Genomic DNA, 15,928 nt, shown 5'->3' on the forward strand with positions numbered 1-15,928 from the left:
CACCAGGTAGACTACGTAAATCGCGCACGTGATACTATGCTCTGTCGGGTTAGACACCGACTGGCTCAGGTCCGATCCTGGTCCGAAAGTCATCGAAACAGGTCGATGCCCGCGATCGCCAGATGGGTTTTGGGCGCTGCAAGACCGATGAACGTCATTCGCACATAGACCGCGTCCGCCTTGGTGCCGAACAGGATGCGCTGCGGCGAGAGCGCGTTGGCGATGTTCGAGAATTCGTCCGACGCCGCCTTGCTCCAGCTTCTGCCGTCGAGGCTGGTCTCCACGACAAAGCGTTTGGGGGGCGCGCTGTCGGTGTTGACCGCGCGCGAGGGCGTGAGGATGAAGCCCCCCAACGGCTGTCGCCTGGCGAGCTTGAGCGTCACCGTCGCCGATCCCGCGGCGGCGACCGGAACCTGCCAGACGCTGCCCGGATCATTGTCGATCAGCGCGCCCGCGCCGGACCCGCTCGCGGACACGACCGAGAGGTCCGATGAGGGCAGCACGTCGCGCGCACGGGCGGCGGGCAGTTGCACGGCGACGGGCGCGACCTGTCGGAACAGCGCGACTTCGCTGATCGCCGGGCAGGCCTGCGCCGCGACGATCCGCAGCCGCAACCGTCGCGCGACGACCGGCGTCGGCAGGCGGACGACACGTTGCGCCGCGATGCATTCGCCGCGGGCCACTTCCGTCCATCCCGCGCCATGGTCGATGTCGATCGCAAACCGGTCCACGCGCACGCCGAGCGGCAGGAATTCGCGGATACGGACGAGATCGAAGCTGGTGCCGGGCGGCAGGTCGAGCACGAGGCTTGGCGTATGGATGGAATCGGGCGTCGACCAATAGCGCGCGGGATCGCGGTCGAGCACGTTGGCCGCGGCAAAGCCCGGCCCGCGGACATGGTCGGCCGATGCGATCGCACCCTGGGCGCGATCCTTCGCGAACGTGGCGCGCTGCGCGTCGCCGAACGCGTGCAGCACCGCGACGTCGGGGTCGGCGAGGCGACCGCGCCGGTCGGGCGGCAGGTTGAGGATCAGATTGGTCCCGCGCGCGACCGATTCGTCGAACAGTTTCAGCATCCGCTGGGGATCCTTCACCTTCGAGTCTTCGTCGGCGTGATAGAACCAGCCCGGCCGGATCGAAGTGTTGGTCTCGGCGGGCCACCACAAGGGGCCGCCGCGCAAGCCCGCGTTGCCCTCGGCCTGGCTTGGCTTGTGATCGGCCATGGTCGGCCAGCACGGATCGCCCGCGACCCCGTCCTCGTTGCCGACCCAGCGCAGGTCGGCGCCGAGCGGCTCGAACGTGCACGCCATCGGCTGATGCTGGTGGACCAATGCGAAGATCGAGGGCCAGTTATAATAGGTTTCGGAATCGATCTTCCGCGTCTCGCGTGCGCCGCCATAATAGCCGTCGCCGCCATTGGCGCCGTCGAACCAGAATTCGAACAGCGTACCGTAGCGCGTGCAGAGCTCGACGATCTGCTTGCGGTAATACTCAAGATAGGCGGGGCGGCCATAGTCCGCGTGGTTGCGATCCCATGGCGACAGGTAGATCCCGAAATCCATGCCGGCGCGGCGCGCCGCCTGTTCGAACTCGCGGACGATATCGCCCTTGCCGTCGCGGAACGGGCTGTTGCGCACGCAATGCTCGGTCAGCATCGTCGGCCACAGGCAGAAGCCGTCGTGATGCTTGGCGGTCAGGACGATACCGCGCAGGCCGCCCGCCTTGGCCGCGCCGACGATCTGATCCGCCGAGAAGTCGGTCGGCGCGAACAATTTGGGGTCCTCGTCGCCATAGCCCCATTCGCGATCGGTGAAGGTGTTGATCGAGAAGTGAACGAACGCATATTGCTCGCGCGCATGCCAGGCGAGCTGGCGCGGGGAGGGGTTGCGCCCCAGGGTGCTGGTGCGGCCCCCGACGCGGGTTTGCGCGCCCAGCCGCTCGACGTGCCGATCGAGGCCAAGCCCGATGCGAGCCCCGAGGCCAGCATCTTGCGGCGGGTGATGATCGACATGGCGGCTCCCTGAAAACTCTTGGGTCATGCGGCGTCGGAGCGCTTGCGAAGCGCGATGCGGTAGGGGCGGCCCGGTGTGGTCGCGAACGTCATCGTATGCGGGGTCCGTGCGAACCGGACCGCCTTGCCGCGCTGCGATACCGTCACCGCTTCGAACCCCGGCGGCGTCCGCACCGTCAGGCGCTCGCCCCCGGCGGTCACGGTCGCGTCGACATGCCGGTCGCTCCAGGCGATCGCGACTTCGTGACCGCCGCGCGCGCGCAAACCGGCAACGCGCCCCGAGGTCCATTGCGGCGGCAGCGCAGGCAGCAACGCGATCTCCGTCTCGCGGCTTTGCAGCAGCATCTCGGCGATCGCGGCGGTGATGCCCAGATTGCCGTCGATCTGGAATACCGGGCGCGGTTGCGCGGGGTGGGTGTCGAGCAGATTGGCCGCCACGCTGTTGGCGATGAACGCGGAGAGCGAGCGTCCGGCCTGCGCGCCGTCGCCGAGTCTGGCCCAGACCGCGGTCGCCCAGGCGCGGCTCCACCCGGTGCTGGCGCCGCCATGCGCCTCGCGCCGCGCCATTGACGCACGCGCGGCCTGCGCGAGCCGCGGTGTCCGGACCGGGTCGATCGCATCGCCGGGATAGAGCGGATACAGATGCGAGATGTGGCGATGCCCCGGATCCTGCTCGGCAAAGTCGCTCGACCATTCCTGCAGCTGGCCGTAGCGGCCGACGCGGTACGGTTCGAGCTGCTTAAGCAATCCCACGAGGCGGGCGCTCAGCCCGTCGACGTCGCCGATCACGCGTATCGCCGCGATGCAGTTGGTGAACAGTTCGCGGATCAGCGCGAGGTCCATCGTGCAGCCGGCCGAGATCGCCGCCGCCTTGCCGGATTTTGTCATGAACAGGTTCTCGGGCGAGATCGACGGGGCGGTGGTCAGATGGCCGCTGCGGGGATCGCGGACGAGCCAGGCCGCACAGAACTCGGCACAGCTGCGCATCAACGGGAAGCCGCGCGCCTCGAGGAACGCGCGGTCGCCGCCAAAGCGGTAATGCTCCCAGACATGCTGGACCAGCCACGGCCCCGCCATCGGCCAGTTCGCCCAATTGGGATCGCCGACGCCCGCACCGACCGGATGGCTCATCGCCCATAGGTCGCTGTTGTGATGCACGCACCAGCCCGGCATGCCGTAAAGCGACCGGGCGGTCTGCGCGCCGGTGGCCGCGAGCCGCTCGATATGGTCGATCAGCGGCAGATGGCAGTCGGCGAGATTGCAACTCTCCGCCGACCAGTAGTTCATCTGGAGATTGATGTTGGTGGTGTAGTTCGCGCTCCAGGGCGGGCGCAGTTCGGTATTCCACACGCCCTGGAGATTGGCGGGCATCGTGTGCTGACGCGAACTGGCGATCATCAGGTAGCGGCCGAGCTGGAACAGGCGCTCCGCGCGCGGCGTATCGCGGTCACCCGCCGCACCGTGAAGCGCGAGATCGGCGCGACGGTAAAGCGCCTGGTGATCTGCGACGTGACGGTCGAGCAGCGCGGTGTAGCCATGCCGCGTGCCCGTCGCGAGGATGCGCTCCGCCGACGCGCGCACGGCCGCCGCGGGCGTGTCCGGCATCAGATCGAAGCGGCGGAATCCGGTGGCGGCGGCGATCCGGACGGTCGCCGATGAGGCGCCGCGGATGCGCAGCGCACCGTCCGACGCGGTGACCGCGCCGCCATCGGTCTCGACCGACAGGAGCGTCGCGAACGCCATCCCCCGGCCCGGCGTGTCCGAATAGCGCACGGGGTCGGCGACGTCGCGGTAATTGGGTTCGCACAACGTCGGCGCCTTGCCGACCAGTGCGATCCGGTTGTTGCCGGCATTTGCGGTGGCGGTCGCCGTCGCGCGCAGTTTGCTGGTCAGCTTGAGGCGGCAATCGATCATCCCGCGCCGGTCCGCGGTCAGGCGCAGGACGATCACCGAGTCGGGATGCGAGACGAACAATTCGCGGTGATAGGTCGCGTCGCCACAGCGATAGCCGACCGTTGCGACCGCGCGATCGAGGTCGAGCACACGCCGATACGCCTGCGGGGCTTCGGTATGATCCATCTCGAGCTCGAGATCCGCCATCGGCGCGTAGCTGGCGCTGAACGGCCCCTGTAGCGCCGCGCTGCGCCGATCGGCGTTCACCGGATCGCCCGCAAAGACGGACTGACGGACCGCCGTCAGTGCATCCCGGCCGTCGAGATCGGCGGTGTCTGCGGGCTGTCCGCTCCACAGCGTGTCGTGATTGAGCGACATCACGTCGCGCGCGATCCCGCCGCCCATCATCGCCCCCAGCTGGCCGTTAGCGACCGGATGGCCGAGCAACCACTCGGTGGCCGGCTGATCGGCGGTGATCCGGTGGCGTGCGTCCGTCCCCGGCTCGGCAGCGGCATCGCCCATTCCTGCGAGCAGGCCGGCAAGCACCGACCCCGTACCCCCGGCCAGGACCGCGCGGCGCGATACGTGGCCGGACGCGGGGGACCTGGTTCCCAGCTCAGAAATCGACCGTCGCCCCGATGTTGATCGACCGACCCAGCGCGTCATAGACCGAAGGCGAGGTGTTGACGCGTTCGGCGGCCTCGAGCGGCGGGCTGGGGCGGACCGGCGCCGCGCGGTTCAGCACGTTGTTCACCACCAGCCGCAACGTCAGCGCGCGCGATACCGTTACGCTGCCGCTGAGATCGAAGACGTCGTAGGCGGGCAGGTATTTATATTCGGCCGGCACGGTCGGATCGTCCTCGCCGAAGATCGGGTTGCCAGCGAGGCGCGAGTTCTTCAGCCCCGAATTGTGGCGCCAATTGACCGAGACCAGTCCTTGCGTCTGCGCGGACTCGGGCGAACTCAGCGTGAACCGGAAATTGTGCTGATAGCGGCGATAGCCCTGCCCCGCATAGGGGCCGAACAGACCGACAACATTATAGTCGGTATCGGGGAGCCCGAGATCGCCCCCTTCGCGGTCTGCAGCGTCGCGACATAGCTTGTCGAGAACCGCGCCCAGCTGCCCATCCGCGTGTCGTAATTGGCAGAGAAATTGAAGCCGCGCGCGTTGGTCCGGCCGAGGTTGCTGTATCCCTGGTTGATATAGCCCGTCGCGGCACCGGCATCGCTGAACAGCGTCCCGTCGGCGTTGCGCTGCAGTTGGCTGCAGAAGAAGTCATAGCCGGTGTTGGCGCAGGTCTGCAGGAAGTCGATCGCCCGGTAATAGCCGATGCCGTTCTGGATCTCGATGCTGTAATAATCGGCGGTGGCGGAGAAACCGCGCAGCATCCGCGGCGTGAGGACGAGGCCGTAGGTATAGGTATGCGCCACCTCGGGCGTCACCAGCCCCTCCGAGCCGTTGCGCACGGTGCATAGGAAATCCGGACATTGCTGGATCGCGCCATATTGCGCCGCGGTGACACCGGTGCTTGCACAGATCTCCCGGCTCGCGACCGGGCTGGTTCCGGCGCACGGGTCGCCCAGCGTGTTCGTGTCGAGCGTGCCGTAGCTGGTATTGGCGTTCGACGAGAGCTCGTAGATGCTCGGTGCGCGCGTCGCCTTGTTGTAGCTCGCGCGGAACAGGATGTCCTCGACCGGTCGCCAGCTGCCGTCGATCTTGTAGGTCGACCGGATGTTCTCGACGCCCGAATATTCCGACCCGCGGATTGCCGCGCCGATGCTGAGGTCGCGGATGAACGGCTTGTCGCTGACCAGCGGCACGTTGACCTCTCCGTAAAGATCCACGGCATCGTTCGACAGCGTCGACGGTGTCGCGCCGAACGCGGCCTGATACGCGGCATCGGGGCGCGAGCGATAGGTGTTCGCGCGATATTCGCCACCCAGGGCGATGTTGATGCCCTTGCTCGAGAACGGACTTTTCAGCCCATAGTCGCCAAGGTCGCCGGAAAGGTTCGCGTTTCCGACCCATTGTTCATAGCGCTCGCGGAACACGCCGCCGCCCTGCGCAAACGACAGATACTCGACCGCGGCGGCGCTGGGGGCATTGGTCGAGAAGATGTCGAGCGGGACGCACCTGGGGTCGGTACCGTTGACCGCCGCGACGCAGGTCGCCGTGCCGTTGACGTCGACGACCTGCAGTGCATTGGCGACCTTGGTGGGATCGATCCGGCCGGTCTGCTGCTGCCGGTACAAGGTGGTCGAATAGACCCCGCCGACGTCGTAATGCCAGGCGCTGCCGAGATCGCCGCGAACGCCCGCCACCGCGCGATAGATCTCGTTCGACGAGCGGGTCGTCTGGGGTTCGGTGAAGCGATAGCGAACGTCGGTCCGGACGCTCGTGCCCGTCCCGGCCGCCGATCCGCACAGTGCCGCCGCCTGTTGTCCTGACAGCAGCGGGTTGTTGCAGTTGATGTCATACGGCGTCGAGCCGGGCTGGATCGTCGCGGGATCCGACTGGCTCTGCGATTCCGATCGCAGATACAGGCCGTTCGCATAGAGCTGGATCGCGGGCGACACCTCGTAATTGAGGAACGCCGCGCCGTTGTAGCGCGTGTTCTCGCGCTGGAAGAAGAAGCTTTCGTTGTAATTATAGCCGTTCGTGCCCGTGAACGGGACGAATTCGCGGCCACCCCCGGCCGCATTGGTAAGGATGCTGCCATTCTGTGCGGGCCCTGACAGCGCCTGAAAATAGCCCGCCGAGGTCGCGGACGACGGCGAGGCGCAGACCACCGACTGGCCCGACAGCGTGATCGGGCAGACCGAGAACGACCGCGACGATGCCAGCACGGGCTCGACCTGGCTGTATGCGCCGAAGATCGAGATATTGCCGCGACCGCCGGCGAAGTTCTTGCCCATGCTGATGTTTGCGTCGAACCGGCCGCCATCGTTGGTCATGCCACTTGGCACCGCAAACCCTGCATTGCGCGCGGCCTGCGCTGCGATGTTGTCGCGGTTGTCGGCATTGTAGAAGCCGTAATTGACGTTCGCGTTGACGCCTTCGAAGTCCTTGCGGAGGATGAAGTTCACCACCCCGCCGATCGCGTCCGACCCGTAGACCGCGGACGCCCCGCCGGTCAGCAGGTCGACCCGCTCGATCAACCCGACCGGCACGACCGAGGCGTCGATGCCCTCGGTGACGCCGATCCGCTGGCCGTCGATCAGCGTGAGCGTCCGGTTGGTGCCGAGCCCGTGGAAATCGAATTGCTGTCGCCCGTTGCCGTTGGACAAATTGGTATCGCTGTTCTTGATCGCGGGCACGCGGTTCAGCACCTCCTGGACGCTGAACGCCGCCTGCAGCTTGATGTCGGCCTGCGTGACGCTGGTCACCGGCGCGGTTTCGACGAGGTTCTTCGAGCGGATGCGCGATCCCGTCACGACGATGTCGCCGCCGGGGGTGGCGTCGGGGCCGCATCGTCCGTCGTTGCCGAGGCGTCGCCGGTCGCGCCCGCTGTACGCTCCTGACCGCCCGCGGTCTGTTGCCCGGGGCCGCCATCGAAACCCGCGTGAGCGCGGCCGCGCGCGTGATGACATAGACGCCCTGGCCGGTCCGCGACATCGTCAGACCGCTGCCCTGGAGCAACCGGCCCAGTGCTGCGTCCGCGGTCATCGCGCCATTGACGGCCGGAGCGACGCGATCACCAAGCGCGGCTTCGTCGAACACCATCTGCACGTGCATCTGGCGACCGAGCAATCGTAGCGCGGGGCCGAGCGGTTGGGCGCGTACGTCGACACGGACGACCCGCCGGGTCTGGCCCGTCTGCGCCAGCACCGGCGCCGCCGTCATCATCGTCGCGATCACAGCGCCGCTCGCGCCGACGATCATACGCTTCGTCACAGTCATCCACCGCCCCCTAGTCTTGTTATACTTTTATGACGCACGGGGTCGTTGGATGCTCAGCAAATTGCCGCAATTATCTTCGATTGATCTTCTTTTGGTTGGCAACCGGTATCACTGGTGCCGTTTCAACCGGATGGTCGTGTCTTCGACCGCGGCATCGACGGGGAAGGTCGCGGCGATCGCCTGCGCGAACGCGTCGACATCGCCGATGTTGAACACACCGCTGATCCGCACGTCCGCGACGCCGGGATCGACCACGACGCGGCGTCGCTCGGCATAGCGGTTCATCCGTTCCGCGGCGGCACCCAGCGTTTCCGCGGTGAAGCTGATCTGTTCCGCGCCCCAACCTTCGCCGCCGGCGATGGGGCCGATCGCGGGCCCGATCGAGCCGATCGTCCCCGACACCGGCAGGCCGATCTCATGGCCCGGCGTCAGCGCGCGCTCGACCGTGAGGCGGCGACCGTCGCGACGGACGATTGCGTTCGTCTGGCCCTGCGGCGTGTCGCGCAGCACCGCGACGTGCCCCTCGAACAGCGCGACCCGGATCTCGCGGCTGAGCCGTTCGACCGAGAATTCGGTGCCGGTCGCGACGATCACGTTGCGGCCGCTGCGCACCGCGAACGGGCGCAGCGGGTCCTTTGCGACCTTGAACCGCGCCCGGCCCTTTTCGAGGACGATGTTCCGCCGCTGTGCGGTGAAGGCGACCGTGACGAGGCTGTCGGCATCGAGCGACAGGCGCGAGCCATCGGCCAGCGCGATGACGCGACGTTCGCCGATCCCGGTGCGATAGGCATCGCGCCCGCCCTGCCACCACAGCAGCGAACCGACCGACAGCGTCAACACCAGCGCCGCGGCGATCGCCCAGAAGAATCGGGCGGGCCCAGGGGATGGGGGAGGGCACGAACCGGGTCCGCAGCCAGCGTCGTTGCCCCGCGCGGTGGACCGCACCGAGCGCGTCGCGGCGCAGCGCCAGCATCTCGGGCGCGTCGGCATCCGCCTCGACCGCGTCCCAGGCGGCGAGTGCCGCGCCCAGTTGCTCACCGCGCGCCGCGTCGCCGGCCAACCACTCGTGCAGTCTCTCGCGGTCCTGCGGCGACATCGTGCCGTCGCTCAGGCGCAGGCACCAGTCGATGACGACGTCCGCATCGGGGCGGAGCGCGGTCATTTCGCCTCTCCCATGACGGCCAGCAACGCGCGCATCGCGCTGGCGATATGCTTTTCGACCGCGCTGACCGAGATGCCGAATGCGTCGGCGATCGCCTTTCGCTGCATGCCCTCCAGCCGGTAGAGTATGAAGATCTGTCGCGTGCGATCGGGCAGCCCGCCCAGCGTCCGCGCCACGCAGCCGACGCTCTGCCGCGCGGACAGCAACCGTTCGGCGTCGATCGGATCGATCGCAAGGTCCGGATCGCCCGCATTCGAGCGTTGATACCGCGAGCGCGTGGCCTCGCGTCGATAATGATCGCGCAGCAGGTTGGCCGCGGCCTGGAAGATATAGCCTTCGGGATTGCTCGTCGCCGGGCTCGTCATCGTCGCCATGCGGATGAAGAGATCCTGGATCAGGTCCTCCGCCTGCGCCGGATCGCCGAGACGCCGGATAAAGAACGCCATCAGCGCCGGCCGCATGCGTTCCATCAGCGCCGACAGGTCGCGCGAAGGCGTGGCGCCGGCAGGCCGCGTGGGCTTCATCATAATAGATAGACGTCCGGCGCCGCGATGTGCTCAACCGAAACCTGAAACTCTTTCACTCGCTCTGGATGGTTGGTGGCGAGATCTCGGGGATCAGATTGACGATGAACCACCCGCGCTCTGAAGACCGAGGCTGGCAATGGACGTCTCGGTCGAAGGCTCTCGCGCGTTTGAAGCGGTCAGCCGAAGCGCTGCCCGGCGGCGTCCACCACCTGTTCGCCGTCCTCCTTGGCGAACGCCCCCGCTGCGGCTCGGGGAGCAGATCGAGGACGGCTTCGGACGGGCGGCAGAGCTTCACGCCGAGGGGCGAGACGACCAGCGGGCGGTTGATCAGGACCGGGTGCGCGATCATCGCGTCGAGCAGCGCGTCGTCGCTCAGCGAGGCGTCGCCAAGACCGAGTTCGGCATAGGGCGTGCCCTTCTCGCGCAGCAGATCCCGGGGCGTAAGGCCGGCGCGGTCGACCAGCTCAACGAGCAGGGCGCGGGACGGCGGGGTCTTCAGATACTCCACGACGTGCGGTTCGATACCGGCGTTGCGGATCATCGCCAGCGTGTTGCGTGACGTGCCGCAGGCGGGGTTGTGATAGATGACGACGTCGACGGCCATGGCGCGTCCTTTCAGCAGCAGGGGGTCAGTTCGGCGATGAGCGGCGCACACAGCTCGGCCGAGCTGGCGCAGCAGTCCTTGATCAGGAACAGCGTCAGCGCGCGCAGCCCGTCCAGATCGGCGCGATAGATGATGGAACGGCTGTGCCGCTCCGAGCGCACGATGCCGGCGCGGGCGAGGATGCCCAGATGCGCGGACATGGTGTTCTGCGGCACGCCGAGCTGTCGGGCGATTTCGCCTGCCGCCATCCCGTCCGGCTCGTGTCGTACAAGCAGGCGGAACGCATCGAGGCGCGTATCCTGCGCGAGCGCCCCGAGCGCGGTAATTGCCAAGCCGATATCCATGTATCCAGCATAGCCGATATATCCGGCAGGGCCAGCCCGTGTGTATGGAGCAGCAGCCTCGCACTGTACCTGCGCAACAGCGGGCCAGCCGGTTTCCTTTCCCGTCACGACATTCGCAAGCCGGGCGGCAAAACCGGTCAAATCGCGGAGATGAGTTGGCGTCCGACGTGGTGAGGCCAGGAAGGAAGCGTCGGCGTCCGTCAGTCGGCCGCCGCACTATCGAACGCGAGGCTCGACCGGTAAACGACAGAGGCGCGTGCGTGGCGCGCCTCCAGTAACGAACGTCAAAGCCGTGCGGCGGCGCTCGCGAGGGTGATATACATCGCGCCTTCCGGGACGACATATTCGTTCTCGCCCCAGAAGAACGGCCAGTCGTCGCGGTTCTCCGGATAGTCGGGCTTCAGCAGCAGGACGCCCGGCACCACGCCGCCGGGAATGAACGAGAAGTCCGCGCGGTTGCTGCCATAGGCCACTTCCTTCGACATCGCGCCGACGCCAGAGACGAACGAGCGGTCCGACGCCGGATGATGACCGTGGAGGAAGTCGAGCGCGCGCAGCACCGGCGCGGTGTCGACCACCGCCGGAAAGGCGCGGTGAAGCGCGTCGGCGGTCAGGCCGAAATTGAGCACCGCGCCGCTCCCGGCCCAGCCCCCGGCAGTGATCGGCACGCCGAACGGATTGGCGGTCTCGGTCGCCTTCGCGCGGGCTGCCCAGTCGCGCGCCGCGGTCTCGACCTGCCGGCGATAGCCATCCGGCATGTGGCGAAGCGCCTTCACCATCGTCGTCGCGGTCGCATCGAAGCGACGCAGCATCGCCGGGGCAAGCGCCTCGACCCGTTCGGCGTAGCCCGTGTCGCCAGTCGCGACGAGCAACTCCACCGCGGCGGTGAACTCTTCGGCGTCGAGCGGGCCGCCCGTCGTGTTGCCGTGGCGGAACAGGTCGGGTGCGTGGCGATGTTCGTCGGCCCACACCTGTTGCGCGCGGTCGAGACAGCGTTTGGCGAACGCCGGATCGCGCGTCTTCCACACGCGATAGGTCGCGGCCAGCGCCGCCGCCGATCCATAATCGAGCGCGGAGGCCTTGCTCGTGAAGGCCCAGCGGTCGTCGGGCGTACCGCTGCGCCCGCCGCGCGCGTCATAGGCGCGCTGATAGGGTTTGAGCGTCGGGTCGAAGATGAGCCCGTCGGTCTTGGTCGCCGCATCGCCCAGATGCGTGTACTGGCCAACGTCGGGCTCGACGATACCGTGGATCGCATGGCCGACCGCGTCATACTGCGCCAGCAATTGCAGGCTGCCGTGGCGGATCTGTTGCAGGATGTCGGGCACACCGTCGGGCACGTGCATCTCCACCCGCCGCGTCGTCCAGTCGACCGCCACCGTGTCGCGGTCGATCCCGAAGGTCTCGACCGCGTCGACGAGCTGGCGCACGACCTGATATTGGGTCTGCGTGCGGATGTCGAAATCGCCGGCATCGAGCCAACCGCCGATCGCAAGGCCGGGGATATGCTCGCCGGGCTTGAAGCGCGTGTCGGTCGTCGGCCCTTGCCGATACAGGTCGATATGCTCGTGGTTGACCGGGGCCTGTAGAGCATCGTCGCGGTGCGGGTCGCCGTGCCAGACGCGATAGGCTTCGTTGACGGCGACATGATCCATCGCGATCGGCAGATAGACGTCGTTAGTGAGGTGCCACAGTCCCGTCAGCGCGTCCGCGCCGATCGGAAAGGGCGCGCTGCGCGTCGTCCCATAGTCGATCGCATAGGTGCCCGGCGTCTTCACCGTGCTGAAGTCGAACCGGACATAGCGATAGCGCAGATAGTTACCCCATTCGCGCGTCGACCCCGCCGCCACCGGCGCGAAGACGCCGTCGGGGTTCAGCCGCAGCAGGCGAGGGCGGAGCGCGCGGCGATCGTCGCGGTCCAGTTCGATCGTCGCGACCTTGGGCAGATCGGCGCGATAGCCGGCCTGCGAATGGCCGATGACTGGCGGGCGCAGCCAGTCGGGAACGCTGTTGGCGTCGAGCGTCCATTCGATCACCTTGCCTGTCCGACCGCCCGGCAGCAGCTGACGCGCGACATACCACCCGTTCTGCGCTTGGTTGCGCCCGTCGAACAGCGATACCGTCCCCTCGCGCGTGGTGATGCCGACGCGCCGCGCGGGGTCTTCGGGCGCGAGGATCAGCTGCCGCGCGCTCGCAAAGGCTTGCGGTTCGGCGCCCGGACCATCGCTGCGCCCGCTCGCCAGATTGCGCTCGGGTACCAGCGTCATCGCATCGGCGGGATAGCGCGGGAAAAGCGCGGGCTTGCCGTCGGCGGCATAGCTTTTGTGGAAATAGGCAGAGGGCACGAATTCGAGGTTCAGCCCCGCCTTGCCGACCTGTGCCGTTGGCAGGGGCTGGTCGAGCAGCACCGACAGCACGACCATGGCGCCGCGCCGTTCGGCGCGGACGGTATAGCTGAAGTCGGGATAGCGCATCGCGACCTCGATCACGCCCGCCGCCTTGTCGACCCGCCGGCGGACGAAGATGGCGGCCGGATCCCACTGACCCGGCGTCGCCGACAGGCGCACATCGCCGTTGGTGGCGGTACGCACGCCTTGCTGGATGAGTTCGACGCCGCTGATCTTCGCGTCGGCGAACAACCCTTCGTTGACGTTGGAAAACACGAGCCAGTTGACACCCGGCGCCTCGAAATAGTCGGAGCGGTCGAGCCGGAGCGGCGCCCGATCGGGTGCCTGCGTCACCCCCGCGCTGCTCGTTGCGAGAAGCGCGGCAATCATCCACGCGCGATACTGCGTGCCCATCAGCAATCCTCCCCTATCTTATCGTTAGCGCTACCATATCTCCACATTGTCCGTTTTCAAGCGGCTGAAGCGTTGCTCTGCATCAAATGGGAAAGGGTTGTCCGTGGATCGCGACTGGTAGCTCACAGCCGCCGGCGTTCTCATGTTGCGCAGGGAACGGGGGACGTCAGGGATGGCCCAAACCAAAACGGCCCCGCATCGCTGCGAGGCCGTTGGAAACTCTGGTGGACGCACTTGGGCTCGAACCAAGGACCCGCTGATTAAGAGTCAGCCAAGTAGGCCGCGTTTTCATTGTCTTTTCCGACTTATTCCCGCTCTGTACCCTACCGGCATGCCGAGGAGGTCCGTAATTTGTCGGAATGGGAGATGGCGAAAAATCATCCTGCCGTAGGTCAATATGAGGAACGAATCACCCTCGCGGACTGCTAATGGCACATGGGAGAGCAGGAATGCTAACAACATTGCGTCCTGAAGTATTAAGCGTCACAGCAAATGAAGGGAGGTTCTTATCGATGCCCCCGGTCTTGCGGTCACTTTAGATATTGAACCAGCATCATTTCTTTCGGACGAACTACTCGCAGGGTGTGCTGCTGCTCGTCGCTAACAGCAAGCCTTGATCGGCCAATGCCCAAATTTGGGCCAGTCTCCACCGGGGTAAGCTGTATGGCGATTATCTATCGGTCCCGCTGCGGTACGCACCGGGCGACGTTGCACGGGCTACCCGTCTTCCAGCTAACTAATAGGCAAGTGTGGCTCACCGCAGGGAAAATACTCGCGACGCATGTTGAGATGACCGCCGATTACGTTCGTGACGACCTAGGTGACACCATCGGGCCAAAAATAGGGTTCGAAAATCTGCGTCGGATTGCTGCTGCCGTTGACGCGATCGTGATGGTCGGACCGCATACGCCCAGGTGTTAATAGACAGATTCAGCGGATCGTCCGGTTCATTAACGCTTCAAATCTACGCCCGGTGCCGGGAGGGAAGCCGTGGCATGATTGACTATGAGCGCTACCTGATTGAGCTCGCCCTGACTGTTCTCCAGGAGGTAGCCGAGGCGCCGGCAGCGGAGCAAAAACCGTCAAGCGGAACCAGGCTAGCCCTTCGGGTCCTTCGTCCTCACTGTCCTGATCAGTGGCCTCTTACGCAATTCTGGAGCGGCATCAACGCAACGGATGACATGGTTCGCCCGCAGATCGTCAAAGCATCGTTGAACGGCATAATCCATCAACTGGAGAAATCGGGCGCTCGGACCATAAACCGGTAGGCGTAGGTGCCGGTAATTTAGCGCATGCCGTCTATCGAGGCGGTCAGTTCGTTTATTGATATAGATTGCCCGAATCGTTCAGGGACGCATAGGCTATGTGGATGATGAACGACCGCGAAGTCTGGCTAAAGGCGATGGCGATCGTGGAAGTGCATGGCACGATGGAGGCCGCTCCCATCGTTGATACAATCCTCGATGTGCTGGGCGACGAGCCCCACAAGAACGATTGGGCGCGTGTAGCCGCGGCGGTCGACGTAATTCTGGAGGGTCAGGCTCAGTGAACGCAGGTCGCTTTGTCAGCTTCAATAATCGTTGAACCGGCTGGCCACCCCGGGAGGAGATGACCAGCCCGGTCATACTTACTGCGGCTTTGTGGAGCTCATGCTCCCCTGAGTTGCCGGCGTATGGTTCATGGTTGCCGGCTTCGATGCTTTAGCCTTGGGCTTCTTCGCCATCGCTTTATCGCCAACGCGATTTCCAGCGTCCGAACCAACCGACACGACGCGCCGGCGGAGAGTCTATGACGACCCGGTCAATAACCGACGACGCCACGTCAGCTGTGTAATCGCCGAATGCGACAAAATCGGATATGCGGAATTCCAAATCTACTCGGCGGCCCTCGACGCCGTACGGGATGATCATTGATACCATCTGCTCACCGGCAGATACGAAAGTGCGGTATACAATTTCGCCGTTCACACGGAGCTTCTGATCAACAGACATTACGCCTGCCGATTGATGTATGCTGACGAGCCCCTCTCGGAGATCATCGTAGCCTGTGGTGCCGCCATCACGCCATTCGCAGGCACATCGGACGTCACCAACGCGTTCACGCCGATCGCCGCGTCGTTGCCGACTGTCACTTTCCCCACGACTTTGGCTCCAGAGCCGAGAAATACGCGATCACCCAGCGTGGGCGCACCTGCCTTCGACCCGCGATTTATCTGGCCGAGCAGCACGCCCGGAGTAATGTTGCAGTTTCGCCCGATCACAGCGTCATTGTGCACGTAGATACCACCGAACCGATTAATGAAAAGGCCACCACCAATTACCGTGTTCTCTGGGATGGCTATCCCGTATTTGTATCGACAGCGAAGTAAGATTAGCTTGAAAAGTGGGTAGACCGTCAGCTTTGTTATCTTCTTGGTCTTCAGGTAACCTGTGCTGCGCATCCAGCAGGTGTATTTAAAGCCTGGAGTAAACAGGTAGTGCTTAAATGCTTGAGCCGTACTTACCTGACCAGAGTAGCGATAGAGATCTTCGCTTAGTAATGTCCGAAGTTCCCGAAAAGATCGTGGGCAACCGTCTAGATGACCAGGACGTTTTCCGTCACCGTTGTGTATGTCAGACATTCATGCCCCCGTTTGCCTAAGAGCCTTATCTAGCAGATATTGGCCGCCGTCTATAGGCCTTGGCGGCG

Annotated in this window: 10 protein-coding genes and 2 pseudogenes; 1 reads left to right on the plus strand and 11 read right to left on the minus strand. The window is 65.4% G+C overall.

What is annotated here, in order from left to right; genetic code table 11:
• Positions 1-89: 89 nt before the first annotated feature.
• The 10 genes and pseudogenes from QP165_RS18080 to QP165_RS18120 form a co-directional block, all read right to left on the minus strand.
• The gene (locus tag QP165_RS18080; RefSeq protein ID WP_333996676.1) at positions 90-2,039 is read right to left on the minus strand and encodes an alpha-L-fucosidase; all 1,950 of its coding nucleotides are present in this window, start codon (positions 2,037-2,039) and stop codon (positions 90-92) included.
• The gene (locus QP165_RS18085; protein WP_333996677.1) at positions 2,036-4,450 is read right to left on the minus strand and encodes a glycoside hydrolase family 95 protein; all 2,415 of its coding nucleotides are present in this window, start codon (positions 4,448-4,450) and stop codon (positions 2,036-2,038) included. The genes QP165_RS18080 and QP165_RS18085 overlap by 4 nt, the downstream gene beginning before the upstream one ends.
• Before the next feature lie 70 nt (positions 4,451-4,520).
• Positions 4,521-4,751: a hypothetical protein gene (locus QP165_RS18090; RefSeq protein ID WP_333996678.1), complete on the minus strand. Its 231-nt coding sequence runs from the start codon at positions 4,749-4,751 to the stop codon at positions 4,521-4,523.
• Positions 4,752-4,867: 116 nt separating this feature from the next.
• Positions 4,868-7,339 carry a TonB-dependent receptor plug domain-containing protein gene (locus QP165_RS18095; RefSeq protein WP_333996679.1) on the minus strand — a complete coding sequence of 824 codons (2,472 nt, stop codon included), beginning with the start codon at positions 7,337-7,339 and terminating at the stop codon, positions 4,868-4,870.
• 154 nt (positions 7,340-7,493) lie between these two features.
• Positions 7,494-7,805 (minus strand): annotated as a pseudogene (locus QP165_RS20125) (STN domain-containing protein); the annotation flags it as partial.
• Positions 7,806-7,913: 108 nt separating this feature from the next.
• Positions 7,914-8,645 carry a FecR family protein gene (locus tag QP165_RS18100; RefSeq protein WP_333996680.1) on the minus strand — a complete coding sequence of 244 codons (732 nt, stop codon included), beginning with the start codon at positions 8,643-8,645 and terminating at the stop codon, positions 7,914-7,916.
• A 318-nt stretch (positions 8,646-8,963) separates the two neighbouring features.
• Complete coding sequence (locus tag QP165_RS18105) at positions 8,964-9,494, minus strand: RNA polymerase sigma factor (protein WP_333996681.1); 531 nt, start codon at positions 9,492-9,494, stop codon at positions 8,964-8,966.
• Between the two features lie 176 nt (positions 9,495-9,670).
• Positions 9,671-10,098: pseudogene (arsC, locus tag QP165_RS18110) on the minus strand (arsenate reductase (glutaredoxin)).
• Positions 10,099-10,109: 11 nt separating this feature from the next.
• A complete protein-coding gene (locus tag QP165_RS18115) occupies positions 10,110-10,442 on the minus strand; it encodes an ArsR/SmtB family transcription factor (RefSeq protein WP_333996682.1) in 333 nt (110 codons plus the stop codon).
• A gap of 284 nt (positions 10,443-10,726) precedes the next feature.
• Positions 10,727-13,240: a glycoside hydrolase family 9 protein gene (locus tag QP165_RS18120; protein WP_333996683.1), complete on the minus strand. Its 2,514-nt coding sequence runs from the start codon at positions 13,238-13,240 to the stop codon at positions 10,727-10,729.
• A gap of 1,369 nt (positions 13,241-14,609) precedes the next feature.
• Between QP165_RS18120 and QP165_RS18125 the strand changes: the two genes are divergently transcribed.
• On the plus strand, positions 14,610-14,789 hold the full coding sequence (locus QP165_RS18125; RefSeq protein ID WP_162235451.1) for a hypothetical protein: 180 nt from the start codon (positions 14,610-14,612) through the stop codon (positions 14,787-14,789).
• Positions 14,790-15,230: 441 nt separating this feature from the next.
• Here QP165_RS18125 and QP165_RS18130 read toward each other — a convergent pair whose 3' ends face one another.
• Positions 15,231-15,860: a serine acetyltransferase gene (locus tag QP165_RS18130; protein WP_333996684.1), complete on the minus strand. Its 630-nt coding sequence runs from the start codon at positions 15,858-15,860 to the stop codon at positions 15,231-15,233.
• Positions 15,861-15,928: the final 68 nt, after the last annotated feature.

Source organism: Sphingomonas sp. 22R3R2A-7 (assembly GCF_036856055.1).
GTDB lineage: Bacteria > Pseudomonadota > Alphaproteobacteria > Sphingomonadales > Sphingomonadaceae > Sphingomonas.

Bases quoted from the DNA above. Each gene is read 5' to 3' on its own strand.
- QP165_RS18080 (WP_333996676.1), bottom strand. From the start codon at position 2,039: ATGACCCAAGAGTTTTCAGGGAGCCGCCATGTCGATCATCACCCGCCG.
- QP165_RS18105 (WP_333996681.1), bottom strand. From the start codon at position 9,494: ATGATGAAGCCCACGCGGCCTGCCGGCGCCACGCCTTCGCGCGACCTG.
- QP165_RS18115 (WP_333996682.1), bottom strand. From the start codon at position 10,442: ATGGATATCGGCTTGGCAATTACCGCGCTCGGGGCGCTCGCGCAGGAT.
- QP165_RS18120 (WP_333996683.1), bottom strand. From the start codon at position 13,240: ATGGGCACGCAGTATCGCGCGTGGATGATTGCCGCGCTTCTCGCAACG.
- QP165_RS18125 (WP_162235451.1), top strand. From the start codon at position 14,610: ATGATGAACGACCGCGAAGTCTGGCTAAAGGCGATGGCGATCGTGGAA.
- QP165_RS18130 (WP_333996684.1), bottom strand. From the start codon at position 15,860: ATGTCTGACATACACAACGGTGACGGAAAACGTCCTGGTCATCTAGAC.